The 16,663-nt window shown below is 49.9% G+C and carries 16 protein-coding genes; 11 read left to right on the top strand and 5 right to left on the bottom strand.

Annotation, left to right across the window (positions count from 1 at the left end):
• Positions 1-34: 34 nt before the first annotated feature.
• The 8 genes from H8K38_RS15065 (at position 35) to cobA (ending at position 8,445) form a co-directional block, all read left to right on the top strand.
• Entirely contained in the window at positions 35-1,420 is a 1,386-nt protein-coding gene (locus tag H8K38_RS15065) for a patatin-like phospholipase family protein (RefSeq protein ID WP_186885672.1), read from the top strand.
• A 196-nt stretch (positions 1,421-1,616) separates the two neighbouring features.
• A complete protein-coding gene (locus tag H8K38_RS15060; protein WP_186885671.1) occupies positions 1,617-2,390 on the top strand; it encodes a sulfite exporter TauE/SafE family protein in 774 nt (257 codons plus the stop codon).
• 49 nt (positions 2,391-2,439) lie between these two features.
• A complete protein-coding gene (locus H8K38_RS15055; RefSeq protein ID WP_186885670.1) occupies positions 2,440-4,146 on the top strand; it encodes a nitrite/sulfite reductase in 1,707 nt (568 codons plus the stop codon).
• Between the two features lie 23 nt (positions 4,147-4,169).
• Positions 4,170-4,691, top strand: a complete 522-nt coding sequence (locus tag H8K38_RS15050; protein ID WP_186885877.1) for a DUF934 domain-containing protein — start codon at positions 4,170-4,172, stop codon at positions 4,689-4,691.
• Positions 4,688-5,401: a phosphoadenylyl-sulfate reductase gene (locus tag H8K38_RS15045; protein WP_186885669.1), complete on the top strand. Its 714-nt coding sequence runs from the start codon at positions 4,688-4,690 to the stop codon at positions 5,399-5,401. Before H8K38_RS15050 ends, H8K38_RS15045 begins: the two co-directional genes overlap by 4 nt.
• 65 nt (positions 5,402-5,466) lie before the next feature.
• Positions 5,467-6,402, top strand: a complete 936-nt coding sequence (cysD, locus tag H8K38_RS15040) for a sulfate adenylyltransferase subunit CysD (protein ID WP_186885668.1) — start codon at positions 5,467-5,469, stop codon at positions 6,400-6,402.
• On the top strand, positions 6,402-7,721 hold the full coding sequence (locus H8K38_RS15035; protein WP_186885667.1) for a sulfate adenylyltransferase subunit 1: 1,320 nt from the start codon (positions 6,402-6,404) through the stop codon (positions 7,719-7,721). The genes cysD and H8K38_RS15035 overlap by 1 nt, the downstream gene beginning before the upstream one ends.
• A 4-nt stretch (positions 7,722-7,725) precedes the next feature.
• Positions 7,726-8,445: a uroporphyrinogen-III C-methyltransferase gene (gene cobA / locus H8K38_RS15030; RefSeq protein ID WP_186885666.1), complete on the top strand. Its 720-nt coding sequence runs from the start codon at positions 7,726-7,728 to the stop codon at positions 8,443-8,445.
• A 41-nt stretch (positions 8,446-8,486) separates the two neighbouring features.
• Here cobA and H8K38_RS15025 read toward each other — a convergent pair whose 3' ends face one another.
• From H8K38_RS15025 to lptF, 3 genes are read right to left on the bottom strand one after another with little or no spacing between them, the layout of a single operon-like run.
• Positions 8,487-8,858: a sirohydrochlorin chelatase gene (locus H8K38_RS15025; protein ID WP_186885665.1), complete on the bottom strand. Its 372-nt coding sequence runs from the start codon at positions 8,856-8,858 to the stop codon at positions 8,487-8,489.
• Positions 8,858-9,988 (bottom strand): LPS export ABC transporter permease LptG, encoded by a 1,131-nt coding sequence (lptG, locus tag H8K38_RS15020; RefSeq protein WP_186885664.1) that lies wholly within the window; start codon positions 9,986-9,988, stop codon positions 8,858-8,860. Before lptG ends, H8K38_RS15025 begins: the two co-directional genes overlap by 1 nt.
• Entirely contained in the window at positions 9,985-11,121 is a 1,137-nt protein-coding gene (gene lptF / locus H8K38_RS15015) for an LPS export ABC transporter permease LptF (RefSeq protein WP_186885663.1), read from the bottom strand. The genes lptG and lptF overlap by 4 nt, the downstream gene beginning before the upstream one ends.
• Before the next feature lie 50 nt (positions 11,122-11,171).
• On the opposite strand from lptF, the gene H8K38_RS15010 reads away from it, so the two are divergent.
• Together H8K38_RS15010 and xth are read left to right on the top strand one after the other, a co-directional pair.
• Positions 11,172-12,680, top strand: a complete 1,509-nt coding sequence (locus H8K38_RS15010; protein ID WP_186885662.1) for a leucyl aminopeptidase — start codon at positions 11,172-11,174, stop codon at positions 12,678-12,680.
• 102 nt (positions 12,681-12,782) lie between these two features.
• Positions 12,783-13,547 carry an exodeoxyribonuclease III gene (xth, locus tag H8K38_RS15005; RefSeq protein ID WP_186885661.1) on the top strand — a complete coding sequence of 255 codons (765 nt, stop codon included), beginning with the start codon at positions 12,783-12,785 and terminating at the stop codon, positions 13,545-13,547.
• Between the two features lie 13 nt (positions 13,548-13,560).
• Here xth and H8K38_RS18650 read toward each other — a convergent pair whose 3' ends face one another.
• Positions 13,561-15,435, bottom strand: a complete 1,875-nt coding sequence (locus tag H8K38_RS18650) for a methyl-accepting chemotaxis protein (RefSeq protein ID WP_186885660.1) — start codon at positions 15,433-15,435, stop codon at positions 13,561-13,563.
• Between the two features lie 216 nt (positions 15,436-15,651).
• Between H8K38_RS18650 and H8K38_RS14995 the strand changes: the two genes are divergently transcribed.
• A complete protein-coding gene (locus H8K38_RS14995; RefSeq protein WP_186885659.1) occupies positions 15,652-16,173 on the top strand; it encodes a GNAT family N-acetyltransferase in 522 nt (173 codons plus the stop codon).
• Positions 16,174-16,192: 19 nt separating this feature from the next.
• On the opposite strand, the gene H8K38_RS14990 is transcribed toward H8K38_RS14995, so the two are convergent.
• A complete protein-coding gene (locus H8K38_RS14990) occupies positions 16,193-16,663 on the bottom strand; it encodes a DUF1854 domain-containing protein (RefSeq protein ID WP_186885658.1) in 471 nt (156 codons plus the stop codon).

Here is a 16,663-nt window from a genome sequence, read left to right as displayed (position 1 = left end):
GTAGTACAATTCCGGAAATTCATCTGGAATAAATATGACACTATTTCCGATCATCAAACGTTGCTTACTGACTTGCGCGCTTGCGCTGTTAAGTGCCTGCTCCACTTTTCATCCTTGGCAAAATGAAGTCGCGAAATCAGGCTCTGCCGTGGCACAACGAGAAGACCTGCTGGCAAACCGCCCCTCTATCGTCGCGGCGGTGACCTTATCCGGTGGCGGTGCCCGCGCTGCCGCTTTTGGTCTTGGCGTGATGCGAGAATTGAAGGACACCAGTTTTCTGTGGGAAGGTAAAAGAACGACGATACTCGATAAGGTCGGTCTGATCAGTGGCGTTTCCGGCGGCAGTATTCTGGCAACCTACTACGCCGCTTTTGGCGACGAAACATTCACTCGCTTTGAGTCTGAGTTTTTGCTGTCAAATTTTGAAAAAGGTCTGATTCAGACTGTATTTTCTCCCAGACAGATGTATCAGCTCGGCTCGCCATGGTATGGCCGCAGTCATATTTTAGGTGAGCAGCTCGATCACCTGTACCGCGGTATGACTTTTGGCGATTTACAGAAGAAACAGCATGTTAATGAATTACTGGTCACCGCGACGGATCTGACAACGGGTGCGGGATTTGAATTCACACCGGAACAGTTTGCCTTGATTTGTTCCGATCTCGACAGTGTGCCGCTCTCTTTCGCCGTGGCATCCTCATCCGCAGTACCGATTGTGCTGACACCGCTGACCTTGCGCAATTACGCGAATAATTGTCCGGCACAGCCCGTCAACGCTTCCACTGAGAAAAAAAACGAGGATGAAGGCAATTACCGCTCACGCATACTGAAAGCCAACGAAGCCAGTTATAAAGACGCCGCAGCGCGTCCGTATTTGCACCTGGTCGATGGCGGGCTGACTGATAATCTGGGGGTAAGAGCAATGCTGGATCGCATCGTCGCGGATGGCTCAGTCCAGGAGAGCTTTCGTAAAGCCCCGCCCGGCTCGATACGACGCATGATTCTGATCTCGATTAATTCCGAGCGCGATTTAGGTGAAAAGATAGATCAGAGCGATAAAGTACCGACGACAGGACAAGTCGCAGACGCCTTGTTATTTGGCGTCGGTTCCCGTGATACCAAGATCACACTGGGAATGTTAAACGATGACGTTGCCCGCTGGAAGCGGGAAATTATCGAAAATCGAGGTAAAAAAGACAGCCCTTTTTCAGCCGATGCAGAATTGCATCTGATTAACGTCAGCCTGCGCGACATTAAAGATCGTCATTTGCGTCAGTCGCTGCTGCAAGTACCGACAGCATTCACGATTACGCCAGATTACGTCGAACAGCTACAAGCAGCCGGACGCGACGTGTTGCGGCAATCGCCGGAATTCCAACGCGCTCTGGAAAGCCTCAGACAATCTGAAGGCATACCGTGACAGCAATCATACTTGCTGCCTGCATTCTCACTGTTTCACTCGACGTTTTCACGCTACATTTAAGAGGCATAGCAAAATCACCATCAAAGCTCAGCAAATATCTATATATCAAAACAACATATAAGCAAATAAATACTAAGTAGTTTGGAATAGAGCTGAATTTCATTACGATCCCATGTACTTAATGTGGGGCGACATGAATTTAACTTATATATTTTCCGGTTTTGCAGTTGGCACACTCGTCGGACTGACAGGAGTCGGTGGCGGCTCGTTAATGACGCCTCTGCTGACCCTGTTGTTCGGCGTCTCCCCTACCGTTGCTGTGGGCACCGACCTGGCATTTGCCTCAATTACCAAGGCCACCGGCACATTTACCCACCGCTTGCGCGGCACCGTGGAATGGCGCGTTGTGCGCCTGCTGTGCTTAGGTGCCTTGCCTGCAGCGATCCTGGCTACCTTCGGCCTCAAGTATTTTGGCGGACTGAACAAAGAAATTGGCCAGGTCATCCGTTACTCTATCGCCGGCTCAGTATTATTGACTGTGATCGCTTTGCTATTCAAAAGTAAGATGCTGGCGTGGCTGAATGCGCATCCGGAAAAACAATTACATGGGCGCAAACTGGATGTCGCCACCATCTTTTCCGGTGCGCTGCTCGGCACGCTGGTCACCATTTCTTCCATCGGTGCAGGCGCCATCGGCGCAACCTTGTTGGTCATGCTGTATCCGCGAATGTCGTCAGCACATATTGCCGGTACAGATATCGCCTATGCCGTACCACTGACCGCAATTGCTGCGTTCGGACACTGGTGGCTGGGATCGATAGACTGGGCATTGCTGGGAGCATTGCTGATAGGCTCCCTCCCAGGCATCACCATAGGCTCGCTCGCAGCGCGGGCGGTGCCGGAAAAATTGTTACGTGGCATACTCGCGACAACGCTGACACTGGTTGCCGCCAAACTCATACTGTAATCAATCATTCAGACAGCGCGATCCAAAGCGTATTTTAAGGATAATAAAGATGTATCGTTACGACCAACACGATCACCAAATCATCAAAGAACGTATTGCGCAATATCGCGATCAGGTACGTCGCCGTCTCGCCAACGAATTGACAGAAGAAGAGTTCCTGCCTTTACGTTTACAAAATGGCCTATACCATCAGCGCCATGCGTACATGCTGCGTATTGCGGTTCCGTATGGCATGCTGTCTTCAGATCAGCTGCGCAAGTTTGCGTTTATCGCACGTAAATATGATCGTGGTTATGGCCACTTCACGACACGTCAGAACATTCAGTTCAACTGGATTAATCTGGAAGACTCGCCAGCTATTCTGGAAGAATTAGCGACCGTGGAAATGCACGCAATTCAAACTTCCGGTAACTGCATGCGCAATATCACGTCTGACGAGTTTTCCGGTGTGGCTGCGGATGAGCTGATTGATCCGCGCCCGTATGCAGAAATTCTGCGTCAATGGACGACGTTCCATCCGGAATTTGCTTACCTGCCGCGTAAATTCAAAATTGCGATTAATGGTGCCAAAGAAGATCGTGCAGCGATTGCGGTGCATGACATCGGCCTGACAGTGGTACAGAACGGTGTCGGTGAAATCGGCTTTAAAGTCATGGTCGGCGGCGGCATGGGCCGTACGCCTATCCTCGGCACCGTGATCCGTGATTTCCTGCCGTGGCAGCATGTGATGACGTATCTGGAAGCGATACTGCGTATTTACAATCAATACGGTCGCCGTGACAACAAATACAAAGCACGCATCAAGATACTGGTGAAAGCGATAGGCGCCGATGTCTTTGCACAGCAAGTGGAAGAAGAATGGGCGCAAATCAAAGATGGTCCGGCGACGCTGACCGAGGCGGAGTTCCGCCGTGTATCCTCTTATTTCACTGCGCCTGCCTACTCCAGCCTGCCGGCAAGCGATGCAGCTTACGAACAACATCAGGCAGATAACAAGGCCTTCGCTAACTGGGTCAACCGTAATGTAAAACCGCATAAAGTCGCCGGTTACGCGAGCGTTGTGCTGTCACTGAAAAAGCCCGGCGTTCCGCCCGGCGATGCGACGGCGGATCAGATGGACTTTGTGGCAGATCTGGCTGATCGTTACAGCTTTGGCGAACTGCGCGTCACGCATGAGCAAAATCTGGTGCTGGCAGACGTGCAGCAATCAGCGCTGTTTGATCTGTGGCAAGAGGCGAAAGCGCATGGTCTGGCAACACCGAATATTGGTCTGCTGACCGATATGATCTGCTGTCCGGGCGGCGATTTCTGCGCGCTGGCAAATGCGAAGTCGATTCCGATTGCGCTTGATATTACCGATCGTTTCAACGATCTGGATTACCTGCATGATATTGGTGATCTTGAATTGAATATGTCGGGTTGCATCAACGCCTGCGGCCATCACCATGTCGGTAATATCGGTATCCTCGGCGTCGATAAAGACGGTAGCGAGTGGTATCAGGTATCCATAGGTGGTGCGCAAGGCAATAATGCGGCAATCGGTAAAATCATCGGGCCTTCGTTCTCTGCCGGGCAAATGCCGGAAGTAATCGATCGCATCATTCAGGTGTATATCCGTGACCGCGTTGATAACGAGCGATTTATCGACACTGCGCAACGTCTGGGCATCACGCCATTCAAAGACTTTGTGTATGCGACACCGATCAAAACAACCGAACACTATGGTGAAGACGCTGGTTCGCCGGTGGCTTATTAAACTGCGATAGAAGAAAGTAGATGATGCAAGAAATTATCAAAGACAAAGCCATCGTTCAGGATGACTGGACAGTATTGCGGCTGGCAGAAAATGAGACACCGGATGCAGTCGATGTACCTGCAGGTAAAGTCATAGTACCGCTCAAAGTCTGGCTGTTACAACGAAACGTGCTCGAAAAGCGCGCAGATATTGGGGTATGGTTTTCCAGCGACGAACAGGCAAAAGATTTAGAGGGCGACATTGCCCGCTTCAGCCTGCTCGCGGTGGATTTCCCTAAATTCTCTGACGGGCGCGGTTATTCCATCGCTTATAACCTGCGTTCACGCTTTGGCTTTAACGGTGAATTGCGCGCCATCGGCGATGTGCTGCGGGACCAGTTGTTCTACATGCAGCGCGTGGGCTTCAATGCCTTTGCCGTACGTGCCGACAAAAATATCCATGACGCGATCAAAGGGCTGACCGATTTCTCTGAAAAATATCAGACTTCATGGGATGAGAAAAATCCCTTGTTCCGCCGTGCTGAACGTACCGGAGTTGCCAAATGAGTGATTTTGACGCACGTCTGGCCGCAACCAAAGCAACGCTGGAAGAAATTGCGGCAGAATTTACGCCGGCAGTTTTCGCATCGAGCCTGGCAGCAGAAGACATGGTGCTGACCGATCTCATTTTGCGCAATAATCTCAACATCGGTATATTTTCTCTGGAAACCGGTCGCCTGCACGCAGAAACACTGGGGATGCTGGATACGGTTAAAAATACTTACGGTACTGCGATCACGCTATTCAAGCCGGAGGCCGCAGCCGTTGACGCTTATGTCCAGCAACACGGCTTGAATGCATTTTATGACAGCGTGGAAATGCGCAAAGAATGCTGCCGTATTCGTAAAGTCGAACCGCTGAATCGTGCGCTTGCAGGAAACAAAGCCTGGGTAACCGGACAACGCCGTGCGCAGGCAGCCACCCGTACCGAACTCGCGGTACAGGAAGATGACATCGCACATGGCATGCAAAAATTCAACCCGCTGGCAGACTGGTCTGAAGAAGACGTCTGGCACTATATCCGCAGCAATCAGGTGCCGTACAATCCTTTGCATGACAAAGGTTATCCTTCGATCGGGTGCGAGCCTTGCACACGTGCAATACAGACGGGTGAAGATGTGCGCGCAGGTCGCTGGTGGTGGGAAAATCCTGAATCAAAAGAATGTGGTTTGCATGTCGTTGATGGCAAACTGATCCGCATAAAATCGGCAAGCTAAACAAGCAAACGAGCACGCGGGCTAAAACTGCAGACCCTGAGTTTACAAAGAAACGAGAAGTGATCATGAATACTGTCGTCGAACACCATTTTATTGATGCTGCGAGTAATCGTCATCTGGACTGGCTGGAATCTGAAGCCATCCACATCATGCGCGAAGTCGCTGCTGAATGCAGTAACCCTGCGCTTTTATTTTCAGGTGGCAAAGACTCCATCGTCTTACTGCGTCTGGCGGAAAAAGCATTCCGCCCGGGCAAATTTCCGTTTCCGCTGGTGCATATCGATACTGGCCATAACTTTCCTGAAGTGATCGCCTTTCGCGACAAACGCGTCGCTGAACTCGGCGAGCGGTTGATCGTTGGTTCGGTCGAAGAATCCATCAAGCGCGGCACCGTGCGTTTGCGCAATCCGGCAACTGATTCACGCAACGCGGCACAGGCAGTAACACTGCTGGAAACGATCGCTGAACATAAATTCGACGCCTGCATTGGTGGCGCACGCCGCGATGAAGAAAAAGCGCGTGCGAAAGAACGTATTTTTTCTTTCCGTGACGAATTCGGTCAATGGAATCCGAAAGCGCAGCGCCCTGAATTATGGGATTTGTATAACACCCGCGTACATCCGGGCGAAAACATGCGCGTCTTCCCGATTTCAAACTGGACCGAGCTCGACGTCTGGCAATACATCGCACGTGAAAAACTCGAACTGCCGCAAATATATTTCGCCCACGAACGCCAGGTCATCCCGCGCAATGGCTTGCTGGTGCCGCTGACCGATCTGACGCCGCCGCGTGAAGGTGAAACCGTAGAAACACAGATCGTGCGTTTCCGTACCGTCGGCGATATTTCCTGCACCTGCCCGGTCTCGTCCGATGCCGCGACAGTCGAAGCAATTATTGCGGAAACCGCGATCACACAAATTACCGAACGCGGCGCAACCCGCATGGATGACCAGACATCAGAAGCATCGATGGAAAAACGTAAAAAAGAAGGATATTTCTAATGAGTGCCGTTGAACAAATAAACGCCAATGTCAATAAAGAACGCGGCTTGTTACGTTTCATCACGGCAGGTTCAGTTGATGACGGTAAAAGTACTTTAATCGGTCGCCTGCTGTTTGACAGCAAAGGGATTTTTGCAGATCAGCTCGATGCAATTTCCCGCGCCAAACATAAGCGCACAGTGGGAGACACGATAGACCTTTCTTTGCTGACGGATGGCTTGGAAGCAGAACGCGAACAAGGCATTACGATTGATGTCGCCTACCGTTATTTCGCAACCCCTAAACGTAAATTCATCATCGCGGACACACCGGGTCACGAGCAATACACACGTAACATGGTGACAGGTGCATCGACGGCAGATGCCGTCATTATTCTGGTCGATGTCTCGAAAGTGAAGCTGAATGCGGATGGCAGCGTTGATCTGCTGGTGCAAACCAAACGCCATTCAACGATCGCCCATTTACTCAAGATTGAACATGTGATCGTTGCGGTCAATAAAATGGATCTGGTCAACTATGATCAGAGCGTCTATGACCGCATCGTCGCCGAATACAAGAAATTCGCAACACAGTTAGGGCTGACCGATATTCATGCAGTGCCTTTGTCCGCACTGGCAGGTGATAACGTAGTAACAGCGACCGATAAAATGCCCTGGTATCAGGGGCCAACACTGATTGACCTGCTGGAATCACTCAGCGTCTACGATGCCAGCCACGATGAACCGTTCCGTTTTCCAGTGCAACTGGTAGCACGTCACAACGGCCATGAAGCAAACGACTTCCGCGGTTATATGGGTCGCATAGAAGCAGGTAAAGTCAGCAAAGGCGATACACTGATCGTTCAGCCTGGCGGCCAGACTGGCACAGTCAAAGACATACTGACGCTGGATGGCTCACTGGATACCGCAGTTGTGGGCCAGTCGGTGACGATACTGTTGAATGAATATCTGGATATTTCCCGCGGCGACATGCTGGCCAGCGCGGATCGCCCGGCGACGCTATTAAAAACAGTTAAAGCAGATTTATGCTGGCTGTCAGAAGATGCACTGGATGTTCGTCGCAAATACTGGCTGAAACATACAACCCGGCAAGTTTCTGCCAGAGTGACTGCAGTCGATACGCTGCTCGACATCAATACACAGCAACGCCAACCGGCTGACAGTCTGAAACTGAACGATATTGCGACGGTCTCCATCAATGTTCAGCAAGCGTTGGCTGCCGATGCCTATGATGATTCACGTTCGACTGGCGCCTTCATTCTGATTGATGAAGTAACGCACCAGACAGTTGCGGCAGGCATGATTCGTCTGGAAGCTTGACGCTATGACTGCGCCATACGGTAAGGTCTATCTGATTGGTGCGGGACCGGGTGCCGCTGACCTGATCACGGTTCGCGGTGCACGCCTGCTGGCGAGCGCAGATGTCGTACTGTATGACGCTTTAGTCACCAGTGAAATGCTGGAACTATGCCAGCAAGCAGTCAAAATCCCCGTTGGCAAACGCAGTGGTCAGCGTTCAGCTGCACAGGAACACATCAATCAACAACTGGTTGAGTGTGCCAGTAAATACGCGCTGGTTGTACGCCTGAAAGGTGGTGATCCTATGCTGTTTGGACGTGCGGATGAAGAGCTGACGGCATTAGAATCAGCAGGAATTTCATACGACATTGTTCCGGGAATAACAACAGCGTTAGCCGCTGCAGCCAGCGTCCGGCAACCGCTGACCAAACGTGGAGTTGCACGCAGTGTCGCCTTATTCACCTCAAGCACGGCACCGGGAGAAACGGCAGATACCCGCATTCCCGAATGCGACACCTTGGTTCAGTATATGGGCGGCCGCGAGGCGATGCTGACCGCACAGCGTATGCTGGATGCAAATTTCCCAGCCAGTTTACCTGTCGTCATCGTTGAAAACTGCAGCCGGGAAAATGAGCGTCAACTGTCACTAAACCTTGGTGAGTTAGCCCTTGGATTGCCGGCCTGCAGTGGCCCTGTGCTGGTCATGATGGGAGAAGCCATGCGTCCCCGGAAACCTCTGCAATAAAGTCGCTAACCGCGATATGCCGGCAACGCCAGCCGTGTTGCTTATAGTTGCCTGAGGCAATAATCGCGGATCGCATTCAGCACGGTTTCATCCTCACCGACTGCTGTTGCCAACCTCAATTCAAGTGCAGGATATTCGCCGCGTAACTGATCCAGCAATACAGGCAAATCGCGTAAGACGTGACCGCCCTGCCCCAGAAAAATCGGTGTGACCGTGATATTGCGGATCCCTTCTTGTGTGAGGCGGCGCACAAGTTCAGGTAAAGCTGGTGACATGAATTCTAAAAAAGCCAGCTCCACACTAATATCCGGAGAGGCTTCCTGGGTCATTTTTTGTAAGCGCTGAAACGGACCAGCCCAGCGTGGATCGCGGGCGCCATGCGCGAATAGTACCAATGCCGACGTTTTACTCATCAGTTTCTTTCAACATAGCGCAAGCCTGCCAGCGCCAACCCTAAAAATAAAATACTCGGCACCAGCGCAGTCACGGCCGCAGGCCAAGTATTCAATAAACCGATATGTGAAAATAAGCTGTTAATCAGGTAAAACACCATGCCTATCATGATGCCACTGAAAATCTTCAGGCTGATCCCACCGCTGCGTACATGCAGATACGCAAATGGCAGCGCCAAGGCCATCATCACCAGTGTTGCAAACGGATAGGTCACTTTCTTCCAGAACGCAATTTCGTAGCGTTCACTATCTTGCTTATTGTCGTTCAAGTGCTGCGTATATGCAGCCAGATCGACCGCCGACATACGATCAGGATCGGCAAACAAGACAGAAAGTATGTCAGGTGTCACCTCAGAAACAACGTCGCGACTACTTAATGCCTGACTCTTAACGTTGGCAATATCTTCGGCAGATAAAGTTCTGGGAAATGAAGTCTCGATCACGTCAGACAAGCGCCAGACGTTCCTGCCCTGATACTCCGCACTTTTAGCAGTAACTTCACGGGCAAGATGAAAGTTTTTATCAAACTCAAACATCTTCACGTCTTTCAATTGGCGATTAGGCAGAATTTCTCGGACATTCAGAAAGCGCGAGCCGATCACTTCACCGCTCAGACCATTTTCACGAATCAGATCCTTGGTCCACAGGCCAGTTCTGAATTGCTGCGTTTCTGAAGCACCGATGGCCGTCAGTTTGATGCGCTCAGCTAGCTTGGTCGAATAAGGTGCGATCACCTCGCCAAACAAAAAGGTCAGCGCAACGAATACCAGGCCAATTTTGATTAATATCGTTCCTGCCATCACCGTTGACATACTCGCTGCACGCATGATGGTGAATTCAGAATTCGATGCAAACTGCGCCAGTACATAAATTGTTCCGATCAAAACTGCAATCGGCATAAATTCATAGATGTACCCGGGCATACCAAGAGTCACATACAAAAGTGCGTGTTGCAAACGATATCCACCTTTATTCACTGATGGCAATTCACTCATCAGATCAAAAAAGGAAAACAAGGCAAGCAAGGCAACCATCACAAACAACACGGCACGCACGATCTCTACCGAGAAATATTTTTGCAGGATTCTCATGCGACGCTTTCTTTCTCTTTGCTACGTAAACAAGCTTTACCTCTGGACCACAACACCAGAGGATGCCAGCTATGATTGACCTCGATACGCCAGAAGAACAACACAAATGTCATCATGATCGCAATCAGATGCACGGGCCACCAAGCAATAGAAAATTCGATACGCCCCTGCGACACCATCGCCTGAAAAATATTGACGACGTTCAGATAAATAATCACCACCAACAAGGCAACAATTAAATTTGCTGAGCGCCCCACACGAGGATTCACATACCCCAGAGGAATCGCTAATAACATCAAGGCCATACACATCAGCGGCAATGAAATCCGCCATAAAAATTCTGCTTTTTTATTCGCATCCGGCTTGTCAAGCAAGATGGTCAGCGGCATCGATTTTGCAGACTGATCACCGACAATAGTGCCGTTCTGACTGGAAACAAGGACGCCATATTTTTCGAACTGCATCATCTGAAAATCAGGTGCTGTAGGCAAACCATCGTAACGGCGTCCCTTACTCATCACCAGAAATTTATCGCCATATTTATCGATCTCTATCATGCCTTCTTTGGCGACAACCACACTCGATTTTCCATCGCGGACGGTATTGATAAAAATATTTTGCACCTTACTCAGATCACCTGCGACTTCTTCGACGAAAAACACACGATCCGAAGACGAGGATTCCTGAAACTTACCGGGCGAGACTTTGGCAATGTCCGAGCGTTTATCATAACGCTCACGAAACTCCACACTTTGCTGGTTCGCCCATGGCGTCACGATAAAACTGAGCAAGCCTGTCAATACTATCCACGGCATACCAAAACGTAAGACGGGGCCTATCCATTGGCGCAAACTCAGTCCTGAGGCAAACCAGACCACCATTTCAGAATCCTGATATGCCCTTGTCACTACCAACAGCACCGAGATAAACCCTGTCAGGATCAACAGAATCGGCATATTCATCAGCGACGTGAAGGCGATCAGGGCGAGTACATCACCAGATGCAACTTTTCCACCGGCTGCTTGTCCGAGTATTTTGATGAGCATCACCGTAATCGTGATGACGAAGAGTGTTGCAAAGACGGCGCCTGCGGCACTGAGTAATTCGCGTCTGAGCGAGCGTTGAAAAATCATGGGAGGGATTATAATGCCTGTTTTACGAGACTTACCAAGAGGAGTAATAAGTGGACTTTAGCATAAAAACAATCGACGCAAAAAGTGCCTCAACTGCCTACAAGGCGGTGAAGACTGCCTGTATCGTCGTCGGCGTATTCGAAAATAAAAAACTGTCTGCCGCAGCTGCAAATCTGGACAAGCAAGGCGTCATCGCTGCAGCATTGAAATCCGGTGATATCAGCGGCAAACCGGGTTCCTCATTATTGCTCCGCAACGTTGCAGAAACGGCAGCGGAACGGGTGTTACTTGTTGGTCTCGGTGAAGCAGCCGATACTGTTTCAGAAAAAGCGTTTCAGCAAGCGGCGCAAGCTGCGGCTCGCAGTTTAGCAAACCTTGGTGCAAATGATGTCGTTATTGCGCTGCCGGAAGTAAAAGATCGTGATATTTCATGGTCTGTGCGCACAACCGTTCTGGCTTTCCGCGAAAGCACTTTCCGTACTGATGGATTGAAAAGCAAAAAAGACACGGCGACTACTGGCGTCAAAAAAATCGCGATTGCCGTCAATGCCACACAAGCTACAGCAGCCAAAACTGCATTATCACAAAGCGAAGCAATGGCAAACGGCATGGATCTGACCAAAGAACTGGGCAATCTTCCACCGAACATCTGCACACCGACCTATCTGGCGACGACAGCCAGAAAAATTGCGACCGATTATAAAATGGTCGCTGAGATTCTGGATCGCAAACAGATTCAGGCGCTCAAAATGGGTAGCTTCCTGTCGGTCACCAACGGCACGGTCGAGCCACCTAAATTTATAGTACTGAAACACAATGGCGGCAAAGTCAAAGACGCACCGGTTGTGCTGGTCGGTAAAGGCATCACGTTTGATTCTGGTGGTATTTCCCTGAAACCCGGCGCTGGCATGGATGAAATGAAATACGATATGGGCGGTTCTGCGTCCGTACTCGGCACGATGCGCGCCATTGGTGAGATGAACCTGAAACTGAATGTGATCGCGATTATCCCGACCTGTGAAAACATGCCTTCCGGTAGTGCCACCCGTCCTGGTGATATCGTCACGTCCATGTCTGGTCAGACGATTGAAATCCTGAATACCGATGCCGAAGGCCGTCTGATTTTATGTGATGCGCTGACTTATGCTGAGCGTTTCAAACCAGCGGCGGTAATTGACGTCGCCACACTGACTGGTGCCTGTGTTACTGCACTTGGTCACCATAATTCAGGCTTATTCACACGTCACGATGATGCGCATGACAAGCTGGCAGCAGAATTGCTGGCAGCCGGTAAGCAGACCGGAGATACCGCGTGGCGTATGCCGATTGAAGAGGCGTATAACGAGCAACTGAAATCAAATTTTGCCGATATGGCCAATATCGGTGGCCCGGCTGGTGGCAGCATTACAGCAGCCTGCTTCCTGGAGCGCTTCACCCGTAAATATACCTGGGCGCATCTGGACATCGCTGGTACGGCTTGGAAATCTGGCGCGGCAAAAGGTTCTACCGGACGTCCTGTGCCTTTACTCACAACGTTCCTGATCAATCGCGCAGCCTGATGAGATAATCACTCACTGTTTGCGTTCCGCTTGAAATACGGACAGGCCGTGCTCTGAATCCAATCCAGAGTACGGCTTTCTTTTTTATTTATATAAAGTGCCATGAAACTAACTACCTGGAATGTGAATTCCCTGAAAGTCAGATTACCTCAAGTCTTGCAATGGCTGGAGACCAATCCTGTCGATGTGCTGTGCATACAGGAAACCAAACTGACAGACGATAAGTTTCCGCAGGCAGAAATTGAAGCCGCCGGTTATCACGTTGCCTATACAGGGCAAAAGACGTATAACGGCGTGGCAATTTTATCCAGACATCCTATGTCGGATATACAGAAAAACAATCCTCAGTTTGAAGATGAGCAGCAAAGAATCATTGCAGCGACGATACAGGGCATGCGAATTATCTGCGCCTATGTGCCGAATGGTCAGGCGCTGGATTCGGATAAATTTCAGTACAAACTGAAATGGCTGGAGTCACTGAAAAACTGGGTGGGCGAAGAATTACAACGTTATCCTGAACTCGCTTTGCTCGGTGATTACAATATCGCCCCGGAAGATCGTGATGTACATGACCCGGCAGCGTGGGAAGGCATGAATCTGGTCTCACCAGAAGAACGTGCGGCACTACTAGCCTTGCTGGACTTAGGACTAACAGATAGTTTCAGACAATTTGATCAGCCGGAAAAATCATACAGCTGGTGGGACTATCGTGCGCTGGGATTCAGACTGAACAAAGGTTTACGCATCGACCATATTTTGTTATCAAAACCGCTGGCTCTGCGCTGCACTGCATGTGTCATCGACAGAATTCCGCGTAAATGGGAGCAACCATCCGATCATGCGCCAGTGGTTGCCACCCTTAGTTAATTAAGATAACTGTTTATTCGTCATAATCCAGCTTTGGGGTACGGGAATACGCAGCCCCCTTAGTCACTAATGCAGGGCGCACGGCAGCGTGGCTCTGCTCCATACGAAACGCGGACATCGCCGTTTTCAACAAATTTGCCTGCTCCTCAAGAGATCCGGCTGCCGCTGCCGCCTGTTCAACCAGTGCCGCATTTTGTTGCGTCGCTTCATCCATATTTGCCAGAGCCAGATTGACTTGCTGAATGCCATCGCTTTGCTCGGCGGATGCAGACGTAATTTCAGAGATAATCGCCGCAACCTGATCAACAGCAGAGACTATCCTGATCATCGATTCACCTGCTTTATCAACCAGTTCTGAGCCTTCGGTAACTTTACTGACCGAGTCGTCAATCAGGCTTTTTATTTCCTGCGCTGCTGCTGCGCTACGTTGGGCAAGCGTACGGACTTCGCTGGCGACTACGGCAAATCCACGCCCTTGTTCTCCCGCACGAGCGGCTTCCACCGCTGCATTCAGTGCCAGAATATTCGTTTGGAACGCAATCCCTTCAATCACGCTGATAATATCGACAATCTTGCGGGAGCTCTCGGAGATTCCCTGCATGGTAGTGACGACACGGCTGACAACTTCGCCCCCTTGCGTTGCGACATCGGATGCATTCACCGCCATGCGATTAGCTTCCCGCGCATTGTCGGCGTTATTTTTGACTGCGGCGGTTAATTCCTCCATGCTCGCTGAAGTTTCTTCGAGTGAAGATGCCTGTTGCTCAGTACGCCCGGATAAATCCATGTTACCAGTCGCTATTTCGGTCGCGCCGACAGTAATGGATTCGGTCGCCTTACGGACGTCAACCACCATGACGCGTAATTGCTCAAGAAAGCGGTTAAAAGCGTCCGCCGTTTGCGCAACCTCGTCTTCTCCCTCGACCTCAATTTTGCGACTCAGATCACCACCACCGGCGGCGATATCCGACATTGCATCACGCACGCGCTGCAAACCAGCCATCATGCGACCAACCAACCATGCTGATAGTGGCACCATTACGCCTAACAACACGGCAAGAACCCCCGCAGCAATCATCAGCAACTGATCTAATGAAGCGAGAGCTTTGTTCTTATCCACCACCAGCGCGAGGTACATATCGGAACCACTGATAGGCTGCAAGAACAAAAAGTTCGTTTTACCGGCAATCTCGACCTGCGTTGGGTCAGTTCTCTTCGACAGGCTGCTCAAATTATCCAGATTCAATTCGGCGGCAATATCTTTCGCTGGCTTTAACACTTTTGTCTGGTCAGCGTGTGCCAGAACCTGTCCCGACTTGTCCAGTAAAAACGCATAGCCATCGCCCGCCAGTTTAATGGTCAAAATCTGCTCAACAATTTTTGTCAGGAAAACGTCTGCTGCAACGACACCAGCCTCGCCGCCATTCACAGGTGCCGCAAATGAAATCATTAAACCCGGAGGATTAACTCCCATATAAGCAGATGTGACAATCGGTTTTTTTGCCTCCATCGCCGCTTTGTACCATGGACGCACCGTTGGATCGTAGCCAGCCGGAGGGGGATTCGCAGGGAAATTCGTAAATGTCTTATCGGGTTGCCCGAGATATACACTTAAAAAATTACCGCCACGGCTGACCATTTTTAAACTGGCCTGCAAATCGTTACCTTCCGACAAGCCTTTAGATAAACTATCGACCATCGAGGTGTTGACCTGAATCCAGTTACTCAGAACACCGTTGTAGCTGGAAGCGACGCTACGAATTTCATTACTCAGATCGTTCTCGATTTGCGCCTTCATTCTGAGGTAGCTGCCGATGGTCAGCACCGCGGTACACAACGTCACAAGCAAGGCAATGACGACAATAAGTCTGGTTTTAAGTGACTTCATCTGACGTACTCCATTCATGATCAAACAAGAAACAATATTTCGGATAGCAAACGGATCAGATAAATCCGCCACATAACTTGATTAATCTTACTCTTCAAGTATTTAAACGATTAGAATTTTCCAGAAGAAACTGTTGTTCGTATTGTCAAAGAATGTTAAGGCTCAGGGTCGTTAAAAAAGCTATCTCCCCGCAGAACTACTTACTCCACTTATTTTATGAACATTACTTCAACTGACAGGCTGGTCATCAGACTATTTGAGACAAGCGATGCCGCCTTCGTGCTGGAATTGCTCAACGATCCGAGCTGGATCAAAAATATTGGCGACCGCGGCATACGCAACCTCGATCAGGCCAGAGACTGGATATTGGCGAAACCTCTCGAAAGCCAGTCCAGATGTGGTTTTAGTTTTTATGTAGTGACACTTAAAGATTCACATGTCGCAATAGGCATCTGCGGCCTGATCAAACGCGAGACGCTGAAAGATGTTGATATCGGCTACGCATTTTTGCCTCGTTATAGCGGACAAGGCTATGCCATAGAAGCGGCAAGAGCGACGATGAGACACGCTGAGGAGGATTTAGGCTTAACAAAACTGGCTGCTATTACATCGCCAGATAATGTCAAATCAAATAGTTTGCTCAAAAAAATGGGATTCGTTTTAGAAGAAGTACTGGTACTTCCGGGGGAGGAACGAGAAACAAATTTATATGCTTATCGTTTCCCCGCTTTGGAATAACTACGTATTGACTTGCTGATTACAAAAAGCGATCCAGAATTTTCCGGCTGAGTTTATCAACACCGAACATATCGCGAATTAAAAACTGGATGCCATGGTTATCCGTAATCAACAACGACGTGCTACCGATACGACGAATATCTTCATCGCCTTTCAACACAAATGCAGTATCACCGCGGTCAGTACGAACCGTCCACGTACACGGTAAGGCAAAACTGGAGACATCCAGAATCTGTTGAATTTCAGGCATAAACTCACGCCCTTCAAGCTCCGCCAAAACCAGCGCTCTGGTGCTATCGGACAAATCAGATAACTGGTCTATCCACGCGACCTCGCGCCCATCCCCCATAACCATAGAAATGCTCATCAATGGTGACTGAATCGGAAATGCCCGCACTGGACTGACATCTTCAAATACCTCACCATCGCTGCTGGTCAGGATGAGTTTTCCAAAAGCGTTGCGTTGTAACTCGAATTTACTCGTAACCAT

The sequence above is a fragment of the Undibacterium sp. FT79W genome (genome assembly GCF_014284215.1).
Lineage (GTDB): Bacteria > Pseudomonadota > Gammaproteobacteria > Burkholderiales > Burkholderiaceae_D > Undibacterium > Undibacterium aquatile.
Note: the sequence above shows the minus strand (reverse complement) of the source record. Positions and strands in the feature narration are given on the sequence as shown.